Annotated in this window: 18 protein-coding genes; 13 read left to right on the plus strand and 5 right to left on the minus strand. The window is 44.7% G+C overall.

Annotated elements, in window-relative coordinates; all coding sequences use genetic code 11:
• Positions 1 to 181: 181 nt before the first annotated feature.
• From H065_RS0105660 to H065_RS0105675, 4 genes are all read left to right on the plus strand, one after another.
• Positions 182 to 1,522: a response regulator gene (locus H065_RS0105660; RefSeq protein WP_017812054.1), complete on the plus strand. Its 1,341-nt coding sequence runs from the start codon at positions 182 to 184 to the stop codon at positions 1,520 to 1,522.
• Between the two features lie 125 nt (positions 1,523 to 1,647).
• On the plus strand, positions 1,648 to 2,856 hold the full coding sequence (locus H065_RS0105665) for a threonine synthase (RefSeq protein ID WP_017812055.1): 1,209 nt from the start codon (positions 1,648 to 1,650) through the stop codon (positions 2,854 to 2,856).
• Between the two features lie 207 nt (positions 2,857 to 3,063).
• The gene (locus H065_RS0105670) at positions 3,064 to 4,398 is read left to right on the plus strand and encodes an amidohydrolase (RefSeq protein ID WP_017812056.1); all 1,335 of its coding nucleotides are present in this window, start codon (positions 3,064 to 3,066) and stop codon (positions 4,396 to 4,398) included.
• A gap of 206 nt (positions 4,399 to 4,604) precedes the next feature.
• The gene (locus H065_RS0105675; protein WP_017812057.1) at positions 4,605 to 5,222 is read left to right on the plus strand and encodes an undecaprenyl-diphosphatase; all 618 of its coding nucleotides are present in this window, start codon (positions 4,605 to 4,607) and stop codon (positions 5,220 to 5,222) included.
• Positions 5,223 to 5,435: 213 nt separating this feature from the next.
• Here H065_RS0105675 and H065_RS0105680 read toward each other — a convergent pair whose 3' ends face one another.
• Positions 5,436 to 5,783, minus strand: coding sequence for a DUF3243 domain-containing protein (locus H065_RS0105680; protein ID WP_017812058.1), 348 nt, complete (start codon positions 5,781 to 5,783; stop codon positions 5,436 to 5,438).
• A gap of 420 nt (positions 5,784 to 6,203) precedes the next feature.
• Here H065_RS0105680 and H065_RS0105685 point away from each other — a divergent pair, with 420 nt between their 5' ends.
• Complete coding sequence (locus H065_RS0105685) at positions 6,204 to 6,776, plus strand: hypothetical protein (RefSeq protein ID WP_017812059.1); 573 nt, start codon at positions 6,204 to 6,206, stop codon at positions 6,774 to 6,776.
• Between the two features lie 311 nt (positions 6,777 to 7,087).
• Entirely contained in the window at positions 7,088 to 7,627 is a 540-nt protein-coding gene (locus H065_RS0105690) for a LytA/YqiH family protein (RefSeq protein ID WP_017812060.1), read from the plus strand.
• 170 nt (positions 7,628 to 7,797) lie between these two features.
• On the opposite strand, the gene mprF is transcribed toward H065_RS0105690, so the two are convergent.
• A complete protein-coding gene (gene mprF, locus H065_RS0105695; RefSeq protein WP_017812061.1) occupies positions 7,798 to 10,443 on the minus strand; it encodes a bifunctional lysylphosphatidylglycerol flippase/synthetase MprF in 2,646 nt (881 codons plus the stop codon).
• 317 nt (positions 10,444 to 10,760) lie between these two features.
• Positions 10,761 to 12,428: a multicopper oxidase family protein gene (locus tag H065_RS0105700; protein ID WP_193746756.1), complete on the minus strand. Its 1,668-nt coding sequence runs from the start codon at positions 12,426 to 12,428 to the stop codon at positions 10,761 to 10,763.
• Between the two features lie 453 nt (positions 12,429 to 12,881).
• Here H065_RS0105700 and H065_RS0105705 point away from each other — a divergent pair, with 453 nt between their 5' ends.
• Complete coding sequence (locus H065_RS0105705) at positions 12,882 to 13,820, plus strand: cellulose binding domain-containing protein (protein ID WP_238557895.1); 939 nt, start codon at positions 12,882 to 12,884, stop codon at positions 13,818 to 13,820.
• Positions 13,821 to 14,096: 276 nt separating this feature from the next.
• The gene (locus H065_RS0105710) at positions 14,097 to 14,963 is read left to right on the plus strand and encodes a VOC family protein (RefSeq protein ID WP_017812064.1); all 867 of its coding nucleotides are present in this window, start codon (positions 14,097 to 14,099) and stop codon (positions 14,961 to 14,963) included.
• On the opposite strand, the gene H065_RS25305 is transcribed toward H065_RS0105710, so the two are convergent.
• Both H065_RS25305 and H065_RS27675 read right to left on the minus strand, forming a co-directional pair.
• On the minus strand, positions 14,960 to 15,382 hold the full coding sequence (locus H065_RS25305; RefSeq protein WP_017812065.1) for a DUF4190 domain-containing protein: 423 nt from the start codon (positions 15,380 to 15,382) through the stop codon (positions 14,960 to 14,962). The genes H065_RS0105710 and H065_RS25305 overlap by 4 nt on opposite strands.
• A gap of 287 nt (positions 15,383 to 15,669) precedes the next feature.
• Complete coding sequence (locus tag H065_RS27675; protein WP_238557896.1) at positions 15,670 to 16,050, minus strand: IDEAL domain-containing protein; 381 nt, start codon at positions 16,048 to 16,050, stop codon at positions 15,670 to 15,672.
• Positions 16,051 to 16,312: 262 nt separating this feature from the next.
• Between H065_RS27675 and H065_RS0105725 the strand changes: the two genes are divergently transcribed.
• From H065_RS0105725 to H065_RS0105745, 5 genes are all read left to right on the plus strand, one after another.
• Positions 16,313 to 16,825 (plus strand): mismatch-specific DNA-glycosylase, encoded by a 513-nt coding sequence (locus H065_RS0105725; RefSeq protein WP_017812067.1) that lies wholly within the window; start codon positions 16,313 to 16,315, stop codon positions 16,823 to 16,825.
• A 204-nt stretch (positions 16,826 to 17,029) separates the two neighbouring features.
• Positions 17,030 to 17,617: a TetR/AcrR family transcriptional regulator gene (locus H065_RS0105730; RefSeq protein WP_017812068.1), complete on the plus strand. Its 588-nt coding sequence runs from the start codon at positions 17,030 to 17,032 to the stop codon at positions 17,615 to 17,617.
• A gap of 56 nt (positions 17,618 to 17,673) precedes the next feature.
• Positions 17,674 to 19,149: a DHA2 family efflux MFS transporter permease subunit gene (locus H065_RS0105735; protein ID WP_026136047.1), complete on the plus strand. Its 1,476-nt coding sequence runs from the start codon at positions 17,674 to 17,676 to the stop codon at positions 19,147 to 19,149.
• Between the two features lie 375 nt (positions 19,150 to 19,524).
• Positions 19,525 to 20,142, plus strand: coding sequence for a flavin reductase family protein (locus H065_RS0105740; RefSeq protein WP_017812070.1), 618 nt, complete (start codon positions 19,525 to 19,527; stop codon positions 20,140 to 20,142).
• A 70-nt stretch (positions 20,143 to 20,212) separates the two neighbouring features.
• Positions 20,213 to 21,046, plus strand: coding sequence for a uroporphyrinogen-III synthase (locus tag H065_RS0105745; protein ID WP_017812071.1), 834 nt, complete (start codon positions 20,213 to 20,215; stop codon positions 21,044 to 21,046).

Here is a 21,046-nt window from a genome sequence, read left to right on the forward strand (position 1 = left end):
AATATAAAAAGTCTGGCCTAAACAGGGTCAGACTTTTTTGCGTATAGGTAAGGTGATACCTAAAAGCATAACTTAAATATTTACCGTATTAAAGCGCTTAAACTTCTGTTATATTAGGTCTAGTATGAAATGTAATACTATGGAATTAATGCATCGATCTTACATCATAGGAGGTTGCACTGTGTATAATATTCTAATAGTGGATGAAGAACCCATGATGATTCAACTGCTCATAAAATTAATGTTATCCTCCGGTCTAAATATAGGACATATCTATACAACATCCAGCGGAAAGGAAGCGCTTACTTATGCTCGTGAATGCCATATTGATCTGTTGATCAGTGACGTACATACTCGCGATCTGTCCGGTATTGAGCTTATGCAGCAGATACGTATGCTGCAACCGGATATTCAGTTAATCGTTATATCGGTTCATGAACAGTTCGAGTATGCCCAGACAGCAATCCGGCTTGGAGTACGCAGTTATCTGATCAAACCGCTGAATTCCGAGCAGTTCCTTGATTGCATACGTGAGGTGCTTATTCATCTGGATAAGCCAGCTGTATCGGAGCAGAGGACCGGACAGCCAGTCTATACTATACCCGCTCATTCGGCCCGTTTCAAAATGGAGCGTCTGCCAGAGCGTCAATATGAGCTGTTGAATAGACTGCTTACCGGCTCCATTCATGCTGAAGAGCAGGAACTACTGCAGCAGTATTTGCCTTTAAAAGGTCCTTATTATGCGATGCTGAAAATGAACTTTGCCGGAATTCCTTTTACGGGTCAGCCGGACGAGTACCGCTGGCTTTGTTATGCAATATGGAATGTGACGGAGGAACTGCTGGAAGTGGAAGATCAGGAGAATACGCTTATTTTTGAATCGGGTGATAAGGAACTAAGTGTTATTTTCCAGTGGAGAGAGACGGATGCGGCAGACCGGATGTCCCACATTATTCGACAGCTGGAAGCGCTTGGTCAGAGTCTGCATTTTCATATCCATAAGTTTCTGCGTATTCCCTGCGTAATAGGGATCAGCCAGATTCTCAGAGGTATTCATTTTTTGGGGCAGCTGAATACACAGACAGACCGTGCTATTGAGCTGCATCAGGAATATCAGGAGCACTATGTATTTTATTATGGTAAATACCACTGGAAAACGATCCGCTCTGTAGAAGAAGCAGAGACAGAATGCCTGCGCAATAATCTGATTGTGTCCCAGGTCAAATCCTATATTGATAATCACTATAACCAGAAAGGTCTGACTATTCATGAAGTAGCCCGCAAAAACCATGTCAGTCCCAATTACCTGAGTTATTTGTTCAAAAAATATACCGGGTTCAAACTATGGGAATATGTGATCAAGCTGCGTATGGAAGAAAGCCGCGAGCTATTGATGAGTACCGACCTGCGCCGTTATGAAGTAGCAGACAAAGTGGGATATGAATCTCCAGAACATTTTAGCAAAATCTTCAAAAAATATTACGGGATTAGCCCAAGTGAATTCAAGCAGCTGCAGACCTGACAATAAAACAGTCTATGTATATCCGGGTGAACAGATAAGAATAATTGGCAAAAGGCATCTGAACTGGTATGATTTCTGATAATGCAATGCACACTATACTCATTACAGGAAGCAGGAATCCAACGATGCCATATAGCTATGCTTCACATCTGAAATGTCCGGTCTGTGATAATGAATATGATCTGCACGAGATTCACCAGCTGTGTGAATGCGGTGCTCCTTTGCTGGTCGAATATGATCTTGAACGTCTGCAGCAGGAAGTGGATATTCAGCTGCTCAAGGAACGGAGCAATGATCTCTGGCGATACCATGAGCTACTTCCCGTTGCTTCGGAGGAGAATGTGGTGACACTGGGCGAGGGAATGACTCCGCTTCTTAATATGCCTAGGCTGGGCGCACATTATAGAATAGATCATCTATATATGAAGGATGAAAGCCTGATACCAACCGGAAGCTTTAAGGCACGCGGAGCTGCTGTTGGCATATCGCGAGCCAAGGAACTGGGAGTCGAAGAGTTTGCGATGCCAACGAACGGCAATGCAGGCGCTGCCTGGGCATTATATGCGGCAAGAGCAGGGATGAGAGCGACGATTGTAATGCCGCAGGATGCGCCGATGATTACACGCAATGAAGTTGCACTGGCAGGAGCCTCCCTTTATCTGGTTAACGGTCTAATCAGTGATGCTGGCAAAATGGTAGCCGAAAAGGTACAGCAGCAGGGAGTCTACGACGCATCGACTCTCAAAGAACCTTACCGGATCGAAGGTAAAAAAACGATGGGACTGGAAATCGCAGAGCAATTGGGCTGGAAAATGCCGGATGTTATTCTGTATCCAACCGGCGGTGGTGTAGGTTTGATCGGTATTCACAAAGCTCTGCAGGAGCTTAAAGCGATAGGCTGGATCACAGGCAGATTGCCTCGTCTTGTCGCTGTACAGGCTGAAGGATGTGCACCGATTGTCAAAGCTTGGCAGGAGAAAAAGGAACGATCCGAGTTCTGGGAAGAATCTACGACAGTTGCTTTTGGCATCAATGTCCCCAAGGCGCTGGGAGATTTTCTCGTTCTGCGCGCCCTGTATGATACCAGTGGAGCGGCGGTTGCTGTATCGGATCAGGAACTGCTTCAGGTGCAGCAGGAAGTAGCTGCAATGGAAGGAGCTTTTGTTTGTCCGGAGGGAGCAGCTACCTTTTCCGCAGCGAAGCGTCTGGCAGTCGAAGGCTGGATTCGCCCCGGAGAGTCTGTTGTTGTATTGAATACAGGAGCAGGAATTAAATATCCGGATACGGTGCAGACCGAAGCACCTATGCTGGAGATTGGCGACTCCATATTGTAAAAATGTATCCGGAGAACAGAAATAAATGGCTGAGCCAACCCTCCTGAATTATCAGCAGAAGGTACGGGTACCAAGAGGTTGTCTTTCTTTCCAGTCAAACCGTTTGATCCTCAAAATAATTATTGACCTTGACGCTACGTTAAGGTCTATTCTTCGTGTAGGACATCTACATGTCTATTCCTGAATTAACAAACGGAGGAGATCACAATGAGTATCCAAATTCGTAATGCGACGATTGTAACCATGTGCAGTCGTTATCCAGAGCCTTTTCAAGGAGATATTATAATAAATAAAGACCGGATCGAAGCGATTATCCCTGCACAGGCAAATACAGAATATGCATCAGAGCACGCTGCTGCGCCGGAATCGGAGATGGAAATGCAGATCATTGATGGAACCGGTATGGCAGTAATGCCTGGCTTGATTAATGCTCATCAACATACTCCGATGAATCTGCTCAAGGGATTCTCGGATGATCTGAAACTGATGGACTGGCTGGAGCAAAAAATGTTTCCTGCGGAAGCAAGAATGACAGCGGAGGATATTTACTGGGGCAGTAAGCTGTCCATGGCCGAAATGATTCGCTCCGGTACCACGACATTTGCGGATATGTATATTCATATGGATCAGATTGCACATGCGGTAACAGAGACAGGGATGCGTGCTTCGCTAACGCGCGGACTTGTTTTTGGAGATGACCGGGCAGACGAGCGTATTCGGGAAGCGATTGACCTTGTAGAGCGCTGGCAAGGAGGAGCCGATGGACGAATTACAACCATGTTTGGTCCGCATGCTCCTTATACTTGTCCACCGCAGCAGCTGCGTGAGGTAATTGCACTGGCCGAACAATATCAGCACCCTATTCATATCCATCTGGCAGAGACGGTCGAGGAAGTATCCATTATTCGGGAAAAGTATGGCCAGACTCCTACTGAATATCTGTATCAGCTGGGTCTGTTCGAGCAACTCCATGTGATGCTGGCACATGGAGTGCATCTGAATCACCGGGATATTGGCTATCTGCGCGGAATGAGAGGAGGGATTGTGCATAATCCGGTCAGCAATCTGAAGCTCGGTTGTGGCATTGCTCCGATCGTGGCTTTGCAGCAGCAGGGGATTACAGTCGGTCTGGGTACTGATGGCGCTGGTAGTGCAACTACTCTGGATATGTTTGCCGAGATCAAAGCAGCAGCATGGCTGCAAAAACTGGATTACGGTGATCCGACTCGGCTATCTGCCTATGATGCCTTACAGCTGGCTACGATAGGAAGTGCACGGTTGCTCGGTCTGGATCACGAGACAGGAACACTCGAAGCAGGTAAAAAGGCAGATCTGATCCTGATCGATCTGGTCAAGCCTCATCTGCAACCTGTACATCATCTCTACTCGACACTGGCGTATGCAGCTGTTGGAGGAGATGTGCATACGACGATTGTAAATGGGCAAGTACTGATGCGTGATCGTCAGCTGCTGACCATGGACGAGTCAGTAGTACTCACTGAAGCACATACCAGAGCGAAGCGAATAGTAGAAGGTATCTAATAAGCAAGCTGGGATTATAAATAAAAATGAATCGTTATAGCCAGACGACCCAATAGAGGTTGTCTGGCTATCGTAGTTTTACGTAAATTTTACACTGGGTTAACAAAAATGTTAAACTGACTAACGGTAAAAGGTTCTATCGCTGCATAGATACCTTAAATACATAGACACCTTGTACATTCAACAAGAGGAGGTAATCACAGTATATGTCAGAGCTGGACTATGAGATTTTTCGCTGGATTAATGGAGGAGCCAATTATGCGGCTTTCTGGAATCCGTTAATGATTTTTTTATCCAAATATGCAGTACTACTCTTTATGATCGGAGCAGTTGTCTATTGGTTTACACGGGCGCGGGCAAACCGTCGGATGATTACAGAGGCGCTGCTATCTGCTGCAATCGGGGTAACGGTCAACTGGGTGCTTGGAGAACTGTTTTACAGGGATCGACCTTTTGTAAATCATGAAGTAATCCAGCTGGTCTATCATGAAGCCAATGCTTCTTTCCCCAGCACACACTCCCTGGGATCGTTTGTTATTGCCATGACCATCTGGCAGTTCCGGCGTCGTGATGGATGGATGTGGCTTGTACTGGCGGCAGGCATTGCGCTCAGCCGGGTATGGACAGGAGTGCATTACCCGGGAGACGTGCTTGCAGGTGCTTGTATCGGTATACTTGTATCCATGCTGGTACATCGCTTATTCACCCGTATATCACTGGCTAACAGCTTGATGGAGCTCGGTATTTATGGATACGAACGTCTGGAAATGAAAATCTGGCCTCGATCCCGAAGACAAAGTCGTCATAATTCGATTAATAGATAAATAATTGCAATAATTACTTTATCCAAGTTCTTTTCTAAACAGGAACAACCCACAATAAACCCCGATCTGTATCTGGCATAATGCCAGAAAAACAAATCCGGGTTTATTGTTATGAATAACAAATATATGCAGAGGTAGACAGAACCAATGTTAATCGATTATCAGATAACGAAGAGTGTAAAACCCTTGTTATCTGATAATTGATAGGGTGTATTAGGATTTGTCTGCCTGTACCATACGAACCAGCATATGTGCCAGTTTGTGACGTTGATCCTCATCGCCGACTTTCCACAGTTCATACAGCAGCTTTTCTTCGCTGTTTTGTGGTTCTTCATGCTTGGCCAGATAATCGGCGATCTTTTGCGCGACTTTTGCCATGCTTTCTTCACTTAATCCGATACTTTCAGCCATACGAATACGTTTGCCGAGGTAGGATTTGAAATTATCAAAGTCGTCCAGAATCTGTTTTTTGCGCTCATCGCTGATTCGATCCATTACCGGTTCTACCTGATCAGTGGATACTTGTCCAGCTTTGTTCACTACATGTGGTTGTTCTGACATGATGTATTTCCTCCTCAAAAATTGTGTTTTGGCTTCTCTCATATATATAACCATCACCTGACTAACGAATCGTCAGCCGCATAAAATCCCTGTATCACAAGGTTTTAGGACTAGGTATTAATTTTGTAAATCAGAAATAACATTATTGCAACTTTTTCGCACTCATATCCGTATATAGTATGGTTAGGAAGCAAGCAATACACAGGGATTATCCTCTTGTCGATTACTTCTTAATTTGATGGCCTAAAGAAGAACTGGAAAAAAATTGAATGGTTCTTGAAAAAGGCAATCTGGTTAATAAGAGTTACACACCACTTGAAGCAAAGTGGTAGATAAATGCCACAGAAGTCCATATTTACGAATGAGCAGGTTATTGTCAGCCGATACGCTGACTGACCAATTAGAAGGGGAGATGCAGCGATGATTAAAACAATGATGGGAATTTTTGGAGCGGGTGCTGCTTCTTTAATCTTTTTGACTTCGGGCAGCTTGAGTCAGACCGGAGCGGTCAGTACAGCCGAGGCATCAACAGTAACGCAAAGTGTATATCAGAATACGTATACCGAAGATACGACTTCAGCAGATGGCACGTATACAGTGTTTATTAATGAAGTCAAACGTGACAGCAATGGAGAATTCAATCTTACGATCGACCCAATCAACTGGTACACTGGCGAAGCCGCCAACAAAGTATTCGCCAAAGAAAACCCGGATAGCGGGATAGATGGTGCACCAGATGGCTATTACATTACCAATACAGATACAACTACTTTTAACTATACAGCTCCAGCCAGTGCGCAGGTATTGATGCAGATTTATGATCATACAGGTAGCTGGCAAGATATCGATACCAAATGGAACGAACCGGTAAGCATGTCCAAGCTGAATGCTATTTTCCAAAAACCGGATCTGTTGGATCCAACTGTGTTCCCGTATCATATTACGGTCAAAGACGGGGCAGTTGTGAAAATTGTTCAGCAGTATATCCCTTAAACCGTTAAAGCAGCAAAATGCATTATGCTGATTAGTTTTATGCGGATGTCTGAGTAATGCCTATCTATACCATAAGTGATTATTATTGTTCTTTATTTTGAGGAATCGTTACTCTGGCGCTCTGTAGTGTGGCCGGCTCTGGCGATTCCTTTTTTAATTAACATAGACATTATAGATATGGATCAGGATAAAAAGGATATGTAAATTTTATTAAAGGACCATAATCTGGTATGCTTTTAGTATGGCCTATCTTGCTTTGCAGCAACTTTTGGCTTGAAGATGCGTTACACTATTGAGGAGGTGCATTAACGATGCAACTAAATAAGCAATCTTTATTCAAACGGATTCCCTTTGCATTTTTCCTGCTTGCAGGAGTACTACTTTTGGCAGCCTGTGGCAACAAGGCGGAACAACAGCCAGCGGCAGCCCCTGCGCCAAATAGCAGTACTGAAACCGAAGTGACCGAACAGACTCCTGCTACTCCGGCGACTACGCCAGATACTAGCAAAGAAGCTGCTGCCGGTACAGAGACTTCTTCGAAAACAGATGATGGTACTACGAGCGAAGGTACAACCAAGGGTACAACCGATACGGCTGCAGGCGATGATACAACTGCCAATGCCGAGACTCAAGTCGCTACAGGTACATTCTCCGGATTAGCAGATGAGCATTCTGCCGAGATTATGGTAGATGGTACTCCGGTAGTGTATCAGCTGAATGATAGCGTACAAGATGCTATGAACAAAGTAAAAGAAGGTTCCGAAATTACATTCAAGTATACAGAAAAGCCAATTCCGGGTGATGCTTCAACCAAGCTGAGAACCATTGTAGAAGTAGAGCAATCCAAATAATGAATAATTGAATTGCTGTCAGCTATGTGATGACTGTAGATTGCGAGACAGTCGAGAATAGAAGTAGACAGATATCAACAAAGAACCCCCTGAACTGCTACAGGCAGCTTAGGGGGTTCTTTGTAATTAATTTATAATGCGGCTTTATCCGTAAAGCCCTCCGGTAAAGCCTAGGTGGCTTCAACCGGACGCGGCTTCCGGGAAACTAGTCGTACCAGATCGATCGTTAGAATAGGCAGTGGGATACCTGCCGGATAAGCGAGATAACGAGCTTCCCATTCGGGTGAGAACTTCTCTTTATAACGCCGTAACCCTTCGAATCCATACCAGTGGCCACCATATTGGAAGACGAGGCGTGCCAGTTTTTCTTCCCGATGAGCATTCATATTTTCTCCAACGCTGGAGAGAGGGGACATTCCCAGATTAAAGTGGGCATATCCATTCTCTTTGGCCCACTCGATCAGGCGTACAAAGAGTACATCCATCGTTCCATTGGGAGTATCGTTCAGATGACGCATTAGATCAATAGAGATAACCCGATGATTATCATAAGCTGGTGCCAACGTAGCAAAAGCCAGAATACGATGTTCTGCATCGCGCAGCAGCGCAATAGGTGACTGCTGGATATATTGTTCATTGAACCAGCCGAGCGAGTAGGCTTTCTCCTTGCGGTCTCCAAGCCATTCATCAGAAATGATGCGTAGTTCTGCGACAAGTTCAGCAGAAAATGGAGGCTGAAGCACTTCAAACTGCTGACCTTCACGTTCGGATTTGTTTTTCGCTGTACGAAGTCCTTGATTACTTTTACCGGACAATGTGAATTTCTCAAGGGGTACCAGAGCTTCTTCACCAAGCTTGAAGAAATTATAGCCGTTCTCATGATAAATTGACAGATACTCGGGAGCTGCCTGATAAAAGACTACAGTCAGCGCATAATGATCTGCATAACGCTGAAACTCCTGGATAGCAGCGCCGACCAGACTTTTCTCGCCAATCGGATCACCCAGTACGACCAGCTTGTCTCTGACACGGGAGTACGGAATCAGGATTTGGTCGTTTTGAGCCCAGTAGAATGATTTGTCACCCAGATACAGCAGATGAGTAAGCAGATTACCCTGCTCATTTTGAAGGAAATTCGTGAATTTATCCATGTCCTCCGATGTCGGAAGGTCTTCGATATGACGGTTCGGGCGTAGAGCGAATATAGCAGCGAGCAGTACAATCGCTCCAATAAATCCAACAGCAGCTGTAATGGCATATTCATGCGGGTCCAGGAACCACTGCTGTGCACGCAGCGGCAGATGACGCAGCAGTGCAGGATGAATCTGTGTACCAACGACATAATAGGACAAGGAAGAGACAAAGGCCAGAATAACCCAGATCAGTATATTACGAGGCGCTATACTTACGCTCTCGCGATTGAACCTTGCTCGGGATACCCATAAGATCACAGCAACAATGAGCAGTATAATAGCTTCTTCATAATCGAATCCTTTGGCAAAAGTGAAAATCGCTCCTGCTAGCAGCAGCCCCGCTGTCCACAGGAAGGCACGCCGGATTCGCATGGAAATTGCACGTGATACGATAATGAGCATAATTCCGATTACAACGGATAGTTGTTCCGAGAAGCGCATAAGCGGCAGCGACAGAATATGCTCCATGAATCGCAGTCGCTCAATAAGCCCCGGAGTCGCTGCAGACAGCAGCAAAATGATACCACTGGCAAGTACCAGCTTGCCTAGTGCCCATGCACCGAGATCCCCCAGAAAACCAAATTGTGAGGGCCAGCCCCAGAATTTGAGCCAGGCACTACGTGAAGCATCATAGCCGGTAGTTACCATTTCCTTCATTTGTTTACGGCTTGGTGTAATCTCAAAAGCAGCCAATACAAGACCGATCAGCCACGGAATCAGGAAATAGAAAATACGGAATAGCAGTAGGGCAGTGATGGCCCGCGTCGAATCTACACCCAGCGATTGCAGACCAAGAAGTGCAGTCAAGTCAAAAGCTCCGATACCACCCGGTGCCATGCTGATGATACCTGCAATTGCAGCTACAATATAGACGCCCAGTGTATCGGTCAGCGGCAGATGCGCCAAATCATGGTAAATCACGATCCAGAACAATAGTCCCGCACAAGCCCATTCCAGAAAAGAAGAACCTACCGAAGCGATAATTACTTTCCATGGAAGCTTGCCTTCTCCTTTGTGGAACCATTTGGCGAAAAGAGACGAACGCTGCATCAGCAGGAAGAAAGGCAGATACAAGGATATTCCCCATACTGCAAATCTCAGCCATGGATGAGCATTAAATAATGGTTCCGCCGGGAAAACACCAATAATGGTCAGCCAGCCCAATAGGGACAGACCTACCAGCATGATCGGAGAAAGGAAAAGAACCGCAGCACCCATGGTTTTCATGGAAATTCCGCTTTTCTTGTACAGAATAGTCCGCAGACCGACACCGGTAAGCCCGGCAAATCCAATCATATTATTAAATGTATTAGCAATCCATGCATACCGGAAAGTTGCTTTCCAGTTGACATCCAGATTGAACTGGCGGCGCAGCAGGTAATCGTACGTACTCATTACCGATACTGCTACAAAGGACGCGACCAGAATCTGGATAATGGCGGCAGGAGGCATATGACGCAGTTCAAAAAAGACTCTAGCCAGATTAATATGTTCAATTTCTTTTCGTCCTTGTGTATAAATAATTGCAAGGATAATCAGGGGGATAAGTATTTTGATGATTCTGGCCCTGAACAAGGCAGTTAATAACTGCAGGATCTTAAGCTTTCGTAAAGATTCTCTCATGGGGTTTTTAACTCCACCTTTATTGATATGATTAGGGTTCATCTTGAATAGAGCATATTCATGTAACAATAGATATATTACATATCTGCAATCTGAATATTTCAGATACTTACTATCATACTACATCGGTATTCGAAAAACATTTTGTGATGTTTTCATTCTATTTCTCACTATGTATTACACAGAAAAAAGGGTTTTGTTGCAGTATGATCACAAAAGCGTCCTGTTCCAGAATAGAGACTTTCTCTATCATAGAACAGGACGCCTGCTTTTTTGATACATAAATGTCATAAATGCCGGATCACAGGTTGATTGAATTACTCGAAGATATTGTTAACCTGCGGATTAGGTTTGTAGGTAGAGACATAGTCCTCATAGACCAGATCAATCATCATTCCCATTGTAGCATGATGCAGTTCATGACAATGGAACATCCAGATTCCCGGATTATCGGCTTTGAGGGCAACCACATAGGTTTCGCCCGGACGTACATTAAGTGTATCTTTCCAGAGAGGAGAGCCTGTAAGCGGCTGACCATTTTTGGACAATACCTGGAAAATATGACCGTGCAAATGCATGGGATGATCTTCATTCACGGATTCATTCGTCATCGTAATCTTCACCGTATCACCTGTCTTGACATCCATATTGTCCGCTTTGGGATACGCTTGGCCATTGATTGTATAGGCAGTTTGCCCATTGCTGACTCCCATATTCAGAGTCATCCGATAATCCCGGTCATAGCTTTGCTTCAGATTGAACTGCGATGGAGCGGCTTGGCCATAATGGGTCAGATCAAGTTCAGGCCATTTGGAGACGGTCTGGGTAGTCAATTTGTTCTGCTGGTTGTTTACCTGATCATTTACTTGCTGGTCACTAAGCGTCGAGGCAGACGTCTCCGTAACGACAGGGATACGCATGGAACGGGCAAAATCGGAATCACCGACAGCGCCGATTACCTGTACTCCTGTCTGATCAGCCGTAAATGCCACATCATATCGTTCACCGGGAGCAATTCGCAGCAGTCCATGGCTGAGTGTCTGGGGCTCATTGATATCTTCGCCGTCTGTCGACACTACACGATACGCTGGTTGATTGATATACAGTAGCTGAGTCATATTTCCTGCATTAACGAATCTCAGACGCACCCGATCACCGGTGTGGACACGCATAGGTTCTATATAACTGCCACTGCGTCCATTAATCGTATAGATATTATACATCCCCATATTGCTGCTGAGCGCTGCTGTATTGGCTTCCCGGTCAGGCGCATGGGTATTGGGATCATTCCATTCATCCAGCACAAGTGTACGATCTACATCTGCAGGGACGGTATTTTTCTTTTTGACAATAAAGGTGCCGTATAATCCTTTGCCAATCTGATTAAGGCTGTCCTGATGCGAATGGTACCAGTAAGTGCCGGCATGAAGTGCCTTGAATGTATACGTAAATGTTTGTCCAGGCTGAACTGCATCCTGAGTGACGCCTGGAACTCCATCCATGGCAACAGGAAGTACAACACCATGAAAATGAATGGATACCGGAACATCGAGTTCATTTTTAAGATGAACCGTAACGATATCTCCTTGGGTTACTTCAATCTGTGGACCTGGAACCGAACCATTGAATGTCCAGACCGGCAAATATTTGCCTTTCTCAATTTCCAAATGGGCTTTGCGGGCGGTAAGGGTGATTTCCTTGGCGGTAAGTATTTGCTGCTTGGTAGTAACATCAGCAGGCTTGGCAGTGATACTACCTTCTGGTACTGCAGCTGTAGTACCCATATGAGCACTATGATCCATATTCATGGAATGATCGGACATAGAGGTATCTGAAGCCGGAGAATGGGCAACAGGCTGCTGGTTATCACCTGATGATTGACTGCAGCCTCCAAGCAGCAGGACAGCCATAAGCAGGATAAACAGACTGATGGACTTATAAGAAAATGGTTGTACAGGTCGAAAAGACGCAGAATCAGATCTCAAACGCAACATTATCTCTCCCTTGGTATATAAATATTCCATCTGGATTTTTTCATTAAGCAAAAAATAACAGGATAAAATAGAAACCAAATATAGTACAAAATACACAGTCTAGGTACATATGAAAATGAACATGTACAGCTCAACTACTCTATTATGCCCCAAATCCCGCAGGAGTAGGACTTATGGAATTGTCGTTTTATTGACGATTAGAACTTGCTGTCTATCTTCAAGTGGTAACAAAAATGTTATAATTTGAGCTTGCTAGGTGTTTTGTTTGCTATATTACTGTTTAATAATCTTTCACCGGGCTCAATACTTGGGCAGTTATCCGTAAAGAATGCTGCTCGATTCAAGGTGAAGAACAGATAAAGGAGGAGAAAAGCAGATCCCGACATAGAGATACTGAGCCAAATACTTAACAGCATGACCCGCACACAACCAAACTTATACAATATGGAGGTAGATTACGAAATGTTCAATTATTCCAAAAAGGCTTCTATTCTGGTGGCCGCTTCTATTTTTGCTGCAGGTGGAAGTTTTATGGCAGCGCCAAGCGCGCATGCTGCTATCGAAAGTAATGTGGTAGCTAACGATATTGCCTGGACCAACACATCTGCACCTGCTGCACCAAGCAATGTACAGGCACGTTCCGGTTCCAAGCAGGTTGTACTGACATGGGCGCCTGTACAGGGAGCATCCAGCTATGATGTACGCCGTTATAATGTTGTAAATAACACCTACGACAGCGTAGCAGCCAATACGTACACTGTTCATACTACAGGTGTAACCGATGCTGTATACGTAGATACGTCCGCAATGAACGGCAATGTATACGGATATGTGGTAAACGCAGTTTATGGTGACGGCCAGGTTAGTCAGATGTCTACTCCGGTAGTTGCTGCTCCAATGGCTCAAACAGGCAGTGTAGCCCAGTCACTGGTTGTACAATCCAGTTCTGCAGCTGGCGGCAGCACTTCCAGTGCAATCCGTCCAATGGTTAACATCATGAACACAGGCAGCGAAGATGTAAACCTGAGTGATATCCGTGTTCGTTATTACTTTACAGGTGGTAAAGATCTGACAGCCAAGAGCGTTTCCATCGGGAATGTAAGCTTTGGTGCGAAGAACGTAGAGCCATATATCGTAAATATGGAAGACCCTCAAACAGGTGCTGATAGCTATCTGGAACTGCGCTTTAATGCTGAAGCAGGTATTATCCCTGCTGGTGGCGAGACAGGCGATATGAGCTTTACTATCCAGCGTTCGAGTGGTTCCGGTACAGCTGACTACTCTTACAATGAAAATACAACAATGAGCGATAATAACCATATCGTACTGTATTATCAAGGTGCACCGGTATGGGGACAAGATCCTGGCGTAACTGAAGAGTAATCGACAGATCTTGATCAGACAGGTAAATAGATGCAAAGAAATGAGTTATATTCTTAATCCATGTACTGCAGATTAATCAAAAAGACAGCCTCTCAATAAGAGGCTGTCTTTTTTGTGATTCAGTATAAGCATCGGTCTGATAGCTGTTGTATTATTTAGGCAAAAATAAATAGATGTCTATCAGATCATAGGATACATTATCGAACTTGATTAGTTACTTACAAAATGTTAACATACTTATAAAAAATAAGTTAATATAGAGAAGAGGAAAAAGTTATGAATACGAGTGTAATCAGCCCTGCTCTGGAAATCGGTCTGGTCAAAATCAAAGTCAGTCAACTGGAACGTTCTATTGCTTATTATACAGAGGTGATTGGTCTGCAAGTGTTACAGCAGGATGAGACGACTGCCCATTTGTCTGCAGACGGTATACATCCAATCGTAATTATCGAGGAGATTGCCAATGCAATTATTTTACCTCCACAGTCTGCAGCGGGATTATATCATTTTGCTATTCTGCTGCCAGATCGGGTAAGCCTGGGATTGTCACTTCGCAATTTGCTAAAGCATCGCCAAAATATTGGACAGGGCGATCATCTGGTCAGCGAAGCATTGTATCTGAATGACCCGGATAATAACGGTATTGAGATTTATGCGGATCGACCAAAAGAAACATGGCAAAAGGATGAGCATGGTTACATTATTATGGGTACAGAGCCGGTCGATGTAGAAGGACTGCTGGAGCTGGCTGAAGGCAAAGTGTGGAACGGACTGCCTGCAGGCACAAAAATAGGCCATGTCCATTTTCATGTAACTGACCTGTCTGAAGCACGCAAATTTTATGTAGATGTACTTGGTTTTGAGATGATGCTAACCGATAATCGCTCGGTAGCTTTTATATCTGCGGGTGGCTACCACCACCATATGGGGCTCAATACCTGGGCAGGCGTCGGAGCACCCAAGGCACCTGCCAACGCTGCCGGTATTGATTACTACTCACTACAGTTGCCCAACCGCGAAGCCATCGATGAAGTCGCAGCACGTGTTCGGGCAGCAGGAATTTCTGCCGATGAAGAAGGACAATTCCTCTGGGTTACTGATCCTAGTGGCATACGGATTCTTTTTTATACTGAATCTGTTTAATAGAAGTCGCTATTACTATCCTGTTCAAAGGTCGGTTCCCAATTATCCGAGCCGACCGGCGAATAGCTGGCCAGAGAAGCTCCAATAATGACTACAATAAACAGAACGACTAGAGCATGAATAACAAATCCGATAATACCGCATACCAGTCCTCCAATTGCGAGTCCTCGTCCTTGCTGATAACGCTGGCGCAATTCTTTGAGGGCAATAACGGCAAAAATAACGGCCAGTATGCCAAGGATAATTCCGATTCCAGGAAAAATCATAATCGATACAATCGATGAAATTCCCAGTACGAGTGCAGCGATAGCTTTGCCATTGTTGGGTACAGGCCCATACTGCTGATGATAAGGATCATGCTGATTATAAGGGGGCATGCCATTCCCCTGTGGGCGTGAATATGGATCTTCAGGTCCCATTGTAACTCCTCCTTATATATGGTATGTATGAGACTTGTGAATAAGATTGTTACTATCTATTCAACCATCTTTTACATAATAACAACATTTCTTTATAAAAGCATTTGAAATTGCTTTATTTTGTTACATCCGCCGGGATGCTTAGGAGTTGCTGTTCGATCACTGCAGGAAATATATAAATAAAGACAAGTATAAGATTCATTTTTACATTTGGATGGTACACTTGAAATAATGAATATAAATACGGGACTTTCCACCATGGAAAGTCCCGTATCGGTTATATACAATTACAGTGAGCTTGGCAGGGAACGGTTCATCATCAGGTAGCTGGCAGTAAGTTCATCGAACCATTGCTTGTCTTTAACTACGAGTGCCAGATCGATCAGGCTTTTGAGCTGTTCGGATTCAAGGGTAACTTGATCCTGGAAAGAAATCTCGGCAGTAGCAGATACTTTGCCGTCTGTATCCTGTTCCATGAATACGCGAATGGTGCTATCCATGTACTCTTGTCTGAGGAAGTAGATGATTTCACTCATCAGGATCGGACGGGAATGTGTTGGATAGATGCAGTCCATGACTTTTACCCAGTAGTGTTTATTGGTAAGGGAGACGCTGCCTGTTTCATTGATCAGACGGGCATCGGCTTCGATATGATATTGCAGTTCCATTGTTTGTACAGGGAAGTTTCTGTTCAGTTGTTTATGAAGGACAGCATAAATTTGCTCTTCGTTTAATTTAATCATGCTAATCATTCCTTTTCGATATAGTAATTTTAATTTTTAATTTTAAGTTTGATATTCAGAAGTGAGGTCGTTTCGACTTGGTGTTTCTTGCTTGTTGAATAAATATATCGGTCAATAGTCTTATATATTGTATAGTTGTTTTGTCGAAAAAGATAAAAAAATGATGAAAATATTATGAGGTGACATTATGCCAGCGATTGCAGATCATATGAAGCACAATCTTTCCATCTTGTTTATTGGCTTTAACCCGAGTCTTCGTTCCGGAGAGGTGGGACATCATTATGCCAATCCACGTAACCGATTCTGGCAGATTCTATATCAGGCTGGGATTACGCCAAGGCTGTATCATCCCGAAGAGGATGGAGATCTGCTGGAGCTGGGATACGGATTTACCAATATCGTCTCCAGGCCTACCCGTGGAGCGGAAGATATTCTGCCTGAAGAGTACCAGGAGGGCCGACAGGAACTTCGTCGTAAACTTGCCTTGTATCAACCGTCCATTGCCTGTTTTGTTGGCAAAGGTGTGTACACCCAGTACAGTCAACGCAAGCAGGTACCATGGGGATTTCAGGAGGAGCCTGTCACACCGGGTATTCATGAATTTGTAGCGCCTTCATCCAGCGGATTAGTGCGTATCCCGATGGATGACATCGTGCATATTTACAAGCAGCTAAGAGAAAGAATACCTGCAGATCGGTAGATCGTTCGATGTGTATTTCCATGTTCATCAGATTGTATTCTGAATGAGAGGAAATGCAGCAGTTCTATCTAAAAAAAGTAAAAAAGCTGTTAAGGTATCATCGGAGAAAATCAATTACCATTTTATAGTTATTGACAATCTGTTTTGAAAAAGCTTTAATTATATAGACCGATCGTTATAATTAATGTGAAGGATGTGATTCTTGTGAGCGAAAAGTCGAATGCCAGACAGCTGATTCTCGATACAGCCGCTAGACTTTTCTTTTCCCAGGGATATCATGCTACCGGTCTTAGCCAGATCATTAAAGAGAGTGAGACGCCGAAAGGTTCGCTATATCATTATTTTCCGCATGGTAAAGAAGAGCTTGCTCATGAATGTATCCAGAAAACCAATCAGTATATTCTGGGGAAATTCAAAGAGACGTTTGACATGCATGATAATACAGGAGATGCGATTCGCTATTTTATTCATCAAACGGCTGAGGATGCGGAGAAGGCGGGGTATACCGGGTTTTTGCCTTTTAGCTTCTGGGCGGCAGTAGAGACATCATGTATCAGCGATAAGTTGCGGCAGGCCTGTCAGAGCGTGTTTGCCGATTGGCAGCAGATTATTGCGGAACATCTCGAACAGGAGGGAGCTTCCAAGCAAAAAGCAAAAGAGGCTGCACTGCTGATGATCTCGATGATGGAGGGGGCTCTGATTATTGGTCTGACCAATCAGAGTAAGGAACCGATGCTCACAGCAGCGGATTATTTGTCTGTTGTTATGAAGAGCGCAAGCATGAATCACTAAACGAAACAAAACAAAACAGAGAGAGATCAAAGGAGGATGGGATCGTGGACGTACCCATGAAGACAGGTCCAGTAGAGGACCAACAAGAAACCAAACAATACAAAGTACTGCCGATCTTGTTCGCCATGCTGTTAAGCGGATTTATCGGATTATTCAGTGAAACAGCGCTAAACGTGGCCATTACACCGCTTATGAAACTGCTGGAGGTAGGACCGACGACGATTCAATGGTTAACTACCGGTTATCTGCTTGTAATGGGTATTCTGGTACCTATTTCAGGACTGCTGCTGCAATGGTTTTCTACCAGACAATTATTTACGACTTCACTTATTTTCTCGATTGCAGGCACGATTGTAGCTGCAATGGCACCAAGTTTTGAAATATTAATGGTAGCACGCGTACTGCAGGCGGTAGGTACAGCATTACTGCTTCCATTGATGTTTAATACCATTCTGGTTATTTTCCCCATCGAGAAACGTGGTTCGGCTATGGGATTGATCGGACTTGTTATCATGTTCGCACCAGCGAGTGGACCTGCTATTTCTGGTCTGATTCTGGCTAATCTGACATGGCACTGGATCTTCTGGATTTCGCTGCCGTTCTTTATTATTTCTCTCGTCTGCGGATTATTATTCCTGCCGAACATTTCCAAATTGACTAAGCCAAAAATCGATATCCTGTCGATTATTCTGTCCACACTGGGCTTTGGCGGTATCGTATATGGATTCAGTAGTGCTGGTGGCCATGGACAAGGCGGCGGCTGGACGAGTCCGGTCGTTATTGCTGCTCTGCTGATCGGTGGAATATCGCTGCTGATATTTAGTATCCGTCAGCTGCGTATGGAACAACCGGTTATGAATCTACGGGCATTCCGTTATCCAATGTTCACTATTGGCTTGATCCTGGTCTTCATCTGTATGATGATTATTCTGTCATCCATGCTGATCCTGCCTATGTATCTGCAGCAGGGGATGGCACTGACAGCACTCGCAGCAGGTCTTGTACTGCTGCCAGGTAGTCTGCTCAACGGGCTGCTGTCACCGATCATGGGCCGACTGTTCGATAAATTTGGTCCCAAATGGCTCGTTATTATTGGTCTGGCCGTCGTGTCAGTGATCCTGTTTATGTATACAGGCATCAATGCCAATACACCGGTCGGTATGATCGTTGCCATGCATTTGTTCATGATGGTCGGTATCTCCATGATCATGATGCCTGCACAGACCAATGGCCTGAATCAACTGCCAAGTGAGTATTATCCGCATGGTACAGCTATTATGAATACATTGCAGCAGGTGGCAGGTGCTATCGGTACTGCACTGGCAGTCAGCATTTTGAGTGCTGGACAGAGCGGTTACCTGAGCCGTGTAGCCAATCCACAAAGTCCGGAGAATCAAATGGCTGGCTTCACTACCGGTATACAGCATGCCTTTGTTTTTGCTCTTGTACTGGCAGTATTGGGTCTGGTATGTTCTTTCTTTGTAAGTCGTGTACAGATCGGTAAACAAGCTGGACAAGGTCCTATGCATTAATAGGAACAGACTGATAATGATTTGATAAAAGCTTTGAATACGTTCGAGTCTGAGCGAATCCGGCTATTGAACAATCTGATATTCTAAACCGGTTATGCCGGTAGATCTATCCATGCCCCGTCATCTCTTAACAGGAGTGACGGGGCATTTGATTATACCTTTATTGGCTGAGTCATACTGTCCTACTTGCAGGTAGTATACAAACATCTATTATGGATAAGGGTAAGATCTATTACTGTATGCATGTCGTATATAATGTATAAATAATAGATGTAATGCCAAAATTGCCTGTTTGGTAGTGCATATCCATCGTCTTTGCGTATCATTTAGGATATAGTAAAGAAAATAAACTCTACTATCCGAGGAGGAATAAATATGATAACTATACACGCTGAATCTATCTCTACCATTGAAAATTACAAGCTGCTCACAGGCTCGGTTGTCCCAAGACCGATTGCTATGGTCACCAGCCTCTCGGAAACAGGGGTGCTCAATATTGCTCCTTTTAGCTATTTCAATATTGTAGCTTCCGATCCTCCGATTCTATCGGTCTCCATTGCTCGTAAACAGGGACAGATGAAAGATACCACGCGCAATATTATGAACAGCAAGGAACTGGTTATCCATATTGTTCATGAAGAAATGACCGAGCAGATGAATCATACAGCAGCCAGTCTGCCACCGGATCAGAGTGAACTCGATCTGACAGATCTACACACTCTACCGAGTGACAAAGTGGCTGTACCGGGAATTCGTGAAGCTCTGGTACGTTATGAATGCCAGCTCGATCAGCATGTAGCCATTACCAATGATGAGGGAATCATCGTACAGGATCTGCTGCTAGTGCGTGTTCTCTGTTACCATTTTGACGAAACGGTAATCGACCATGATCATATGTATATTCTCACCGAGCAGCTAAAGCCTGTGGCACGTCTTGCAGGCAACAACTATGCAGGCTTGGCGCAGCAATTCAGCGTTGACCGACCAAGCTGAGATTAGCCAGCTATAATGTAAAAGTAAAATGGGGTAAAAAGGATATACAGAGCGATACAGGGGGATAAACATGACAAAGGCTATGGACGGGAAAAAGGTAATTATCGCAGGTTCACGTAAGCTGGAGGAAATGAGTTCGCTGATTGAGCGCCAGGGTGGTCATGCCGAAGTGCGTTCACTGCAGGGGATCACCCTGTTCAAAGAGCAGGAAATGGAGCAGGAGCTGCGTCGTTTTATTAAAGAACAGCCAGAATGGGTAATCTTCACCACAGGTATTGGAGCAAATGCTTTGTTCGAAGCCGCCGAGCGTCTTGAAATGGGTCAAGCATTTACCGCGGCTGTTCGTCAGGCGAATATCGCTATCCGTGGTTACAAAACCTACAATACACTCAAAGCCAAAGATCTGGCTCCGGATGTACGGGATTCGGATGGTACGGTAAAAGGACTGGAAGAGCAGCTGCAGCAGATCGGTCTTGAAGGCAAGAATATCTGGGTACAGCTGCATGGCGATCCGGCACCGGAGCTCGTGCGCTTTTTACAGGAAAAAGGTGCGGCATCTGTGCATACGCTACTTCCTTATCAGAATCTGGGGCCTGAACCCGAGACACTTAATCAGCTTCGACAAGAGATTACAGAAAGCCGGATAGATGCGATTTGCTTTACGACAGCGGTGCAGGTACGCAATCTGTTCGCAGATGCGGCAGAACATGGATATACGGTTTTGCTGCGCGAAGCGCTGGCTTCACGCATACTGGCTGTGTCGGTAGGTAAAGTAACATCCGAAGCGCTGCGGCAGCAAGGCGTGGAACGTATTATCGCCCCGGAGAATGAACGGATGGGCGCGATGATTATTGAAATGAGCAAGTATTATGAACAGCAGTCATCAGATCACGAAATGGAGTGA

The sequence above is a fragment of the Paenibacillus shenyangensis genome (assembly GCF_000346635.1).
GTDB classification, from domain to species: Bacteria; Bacillota; Bacilli; order Paenibacillales; family Paenibacillaceae; genus Saccharibacillus; species Saccharibacillus dauci.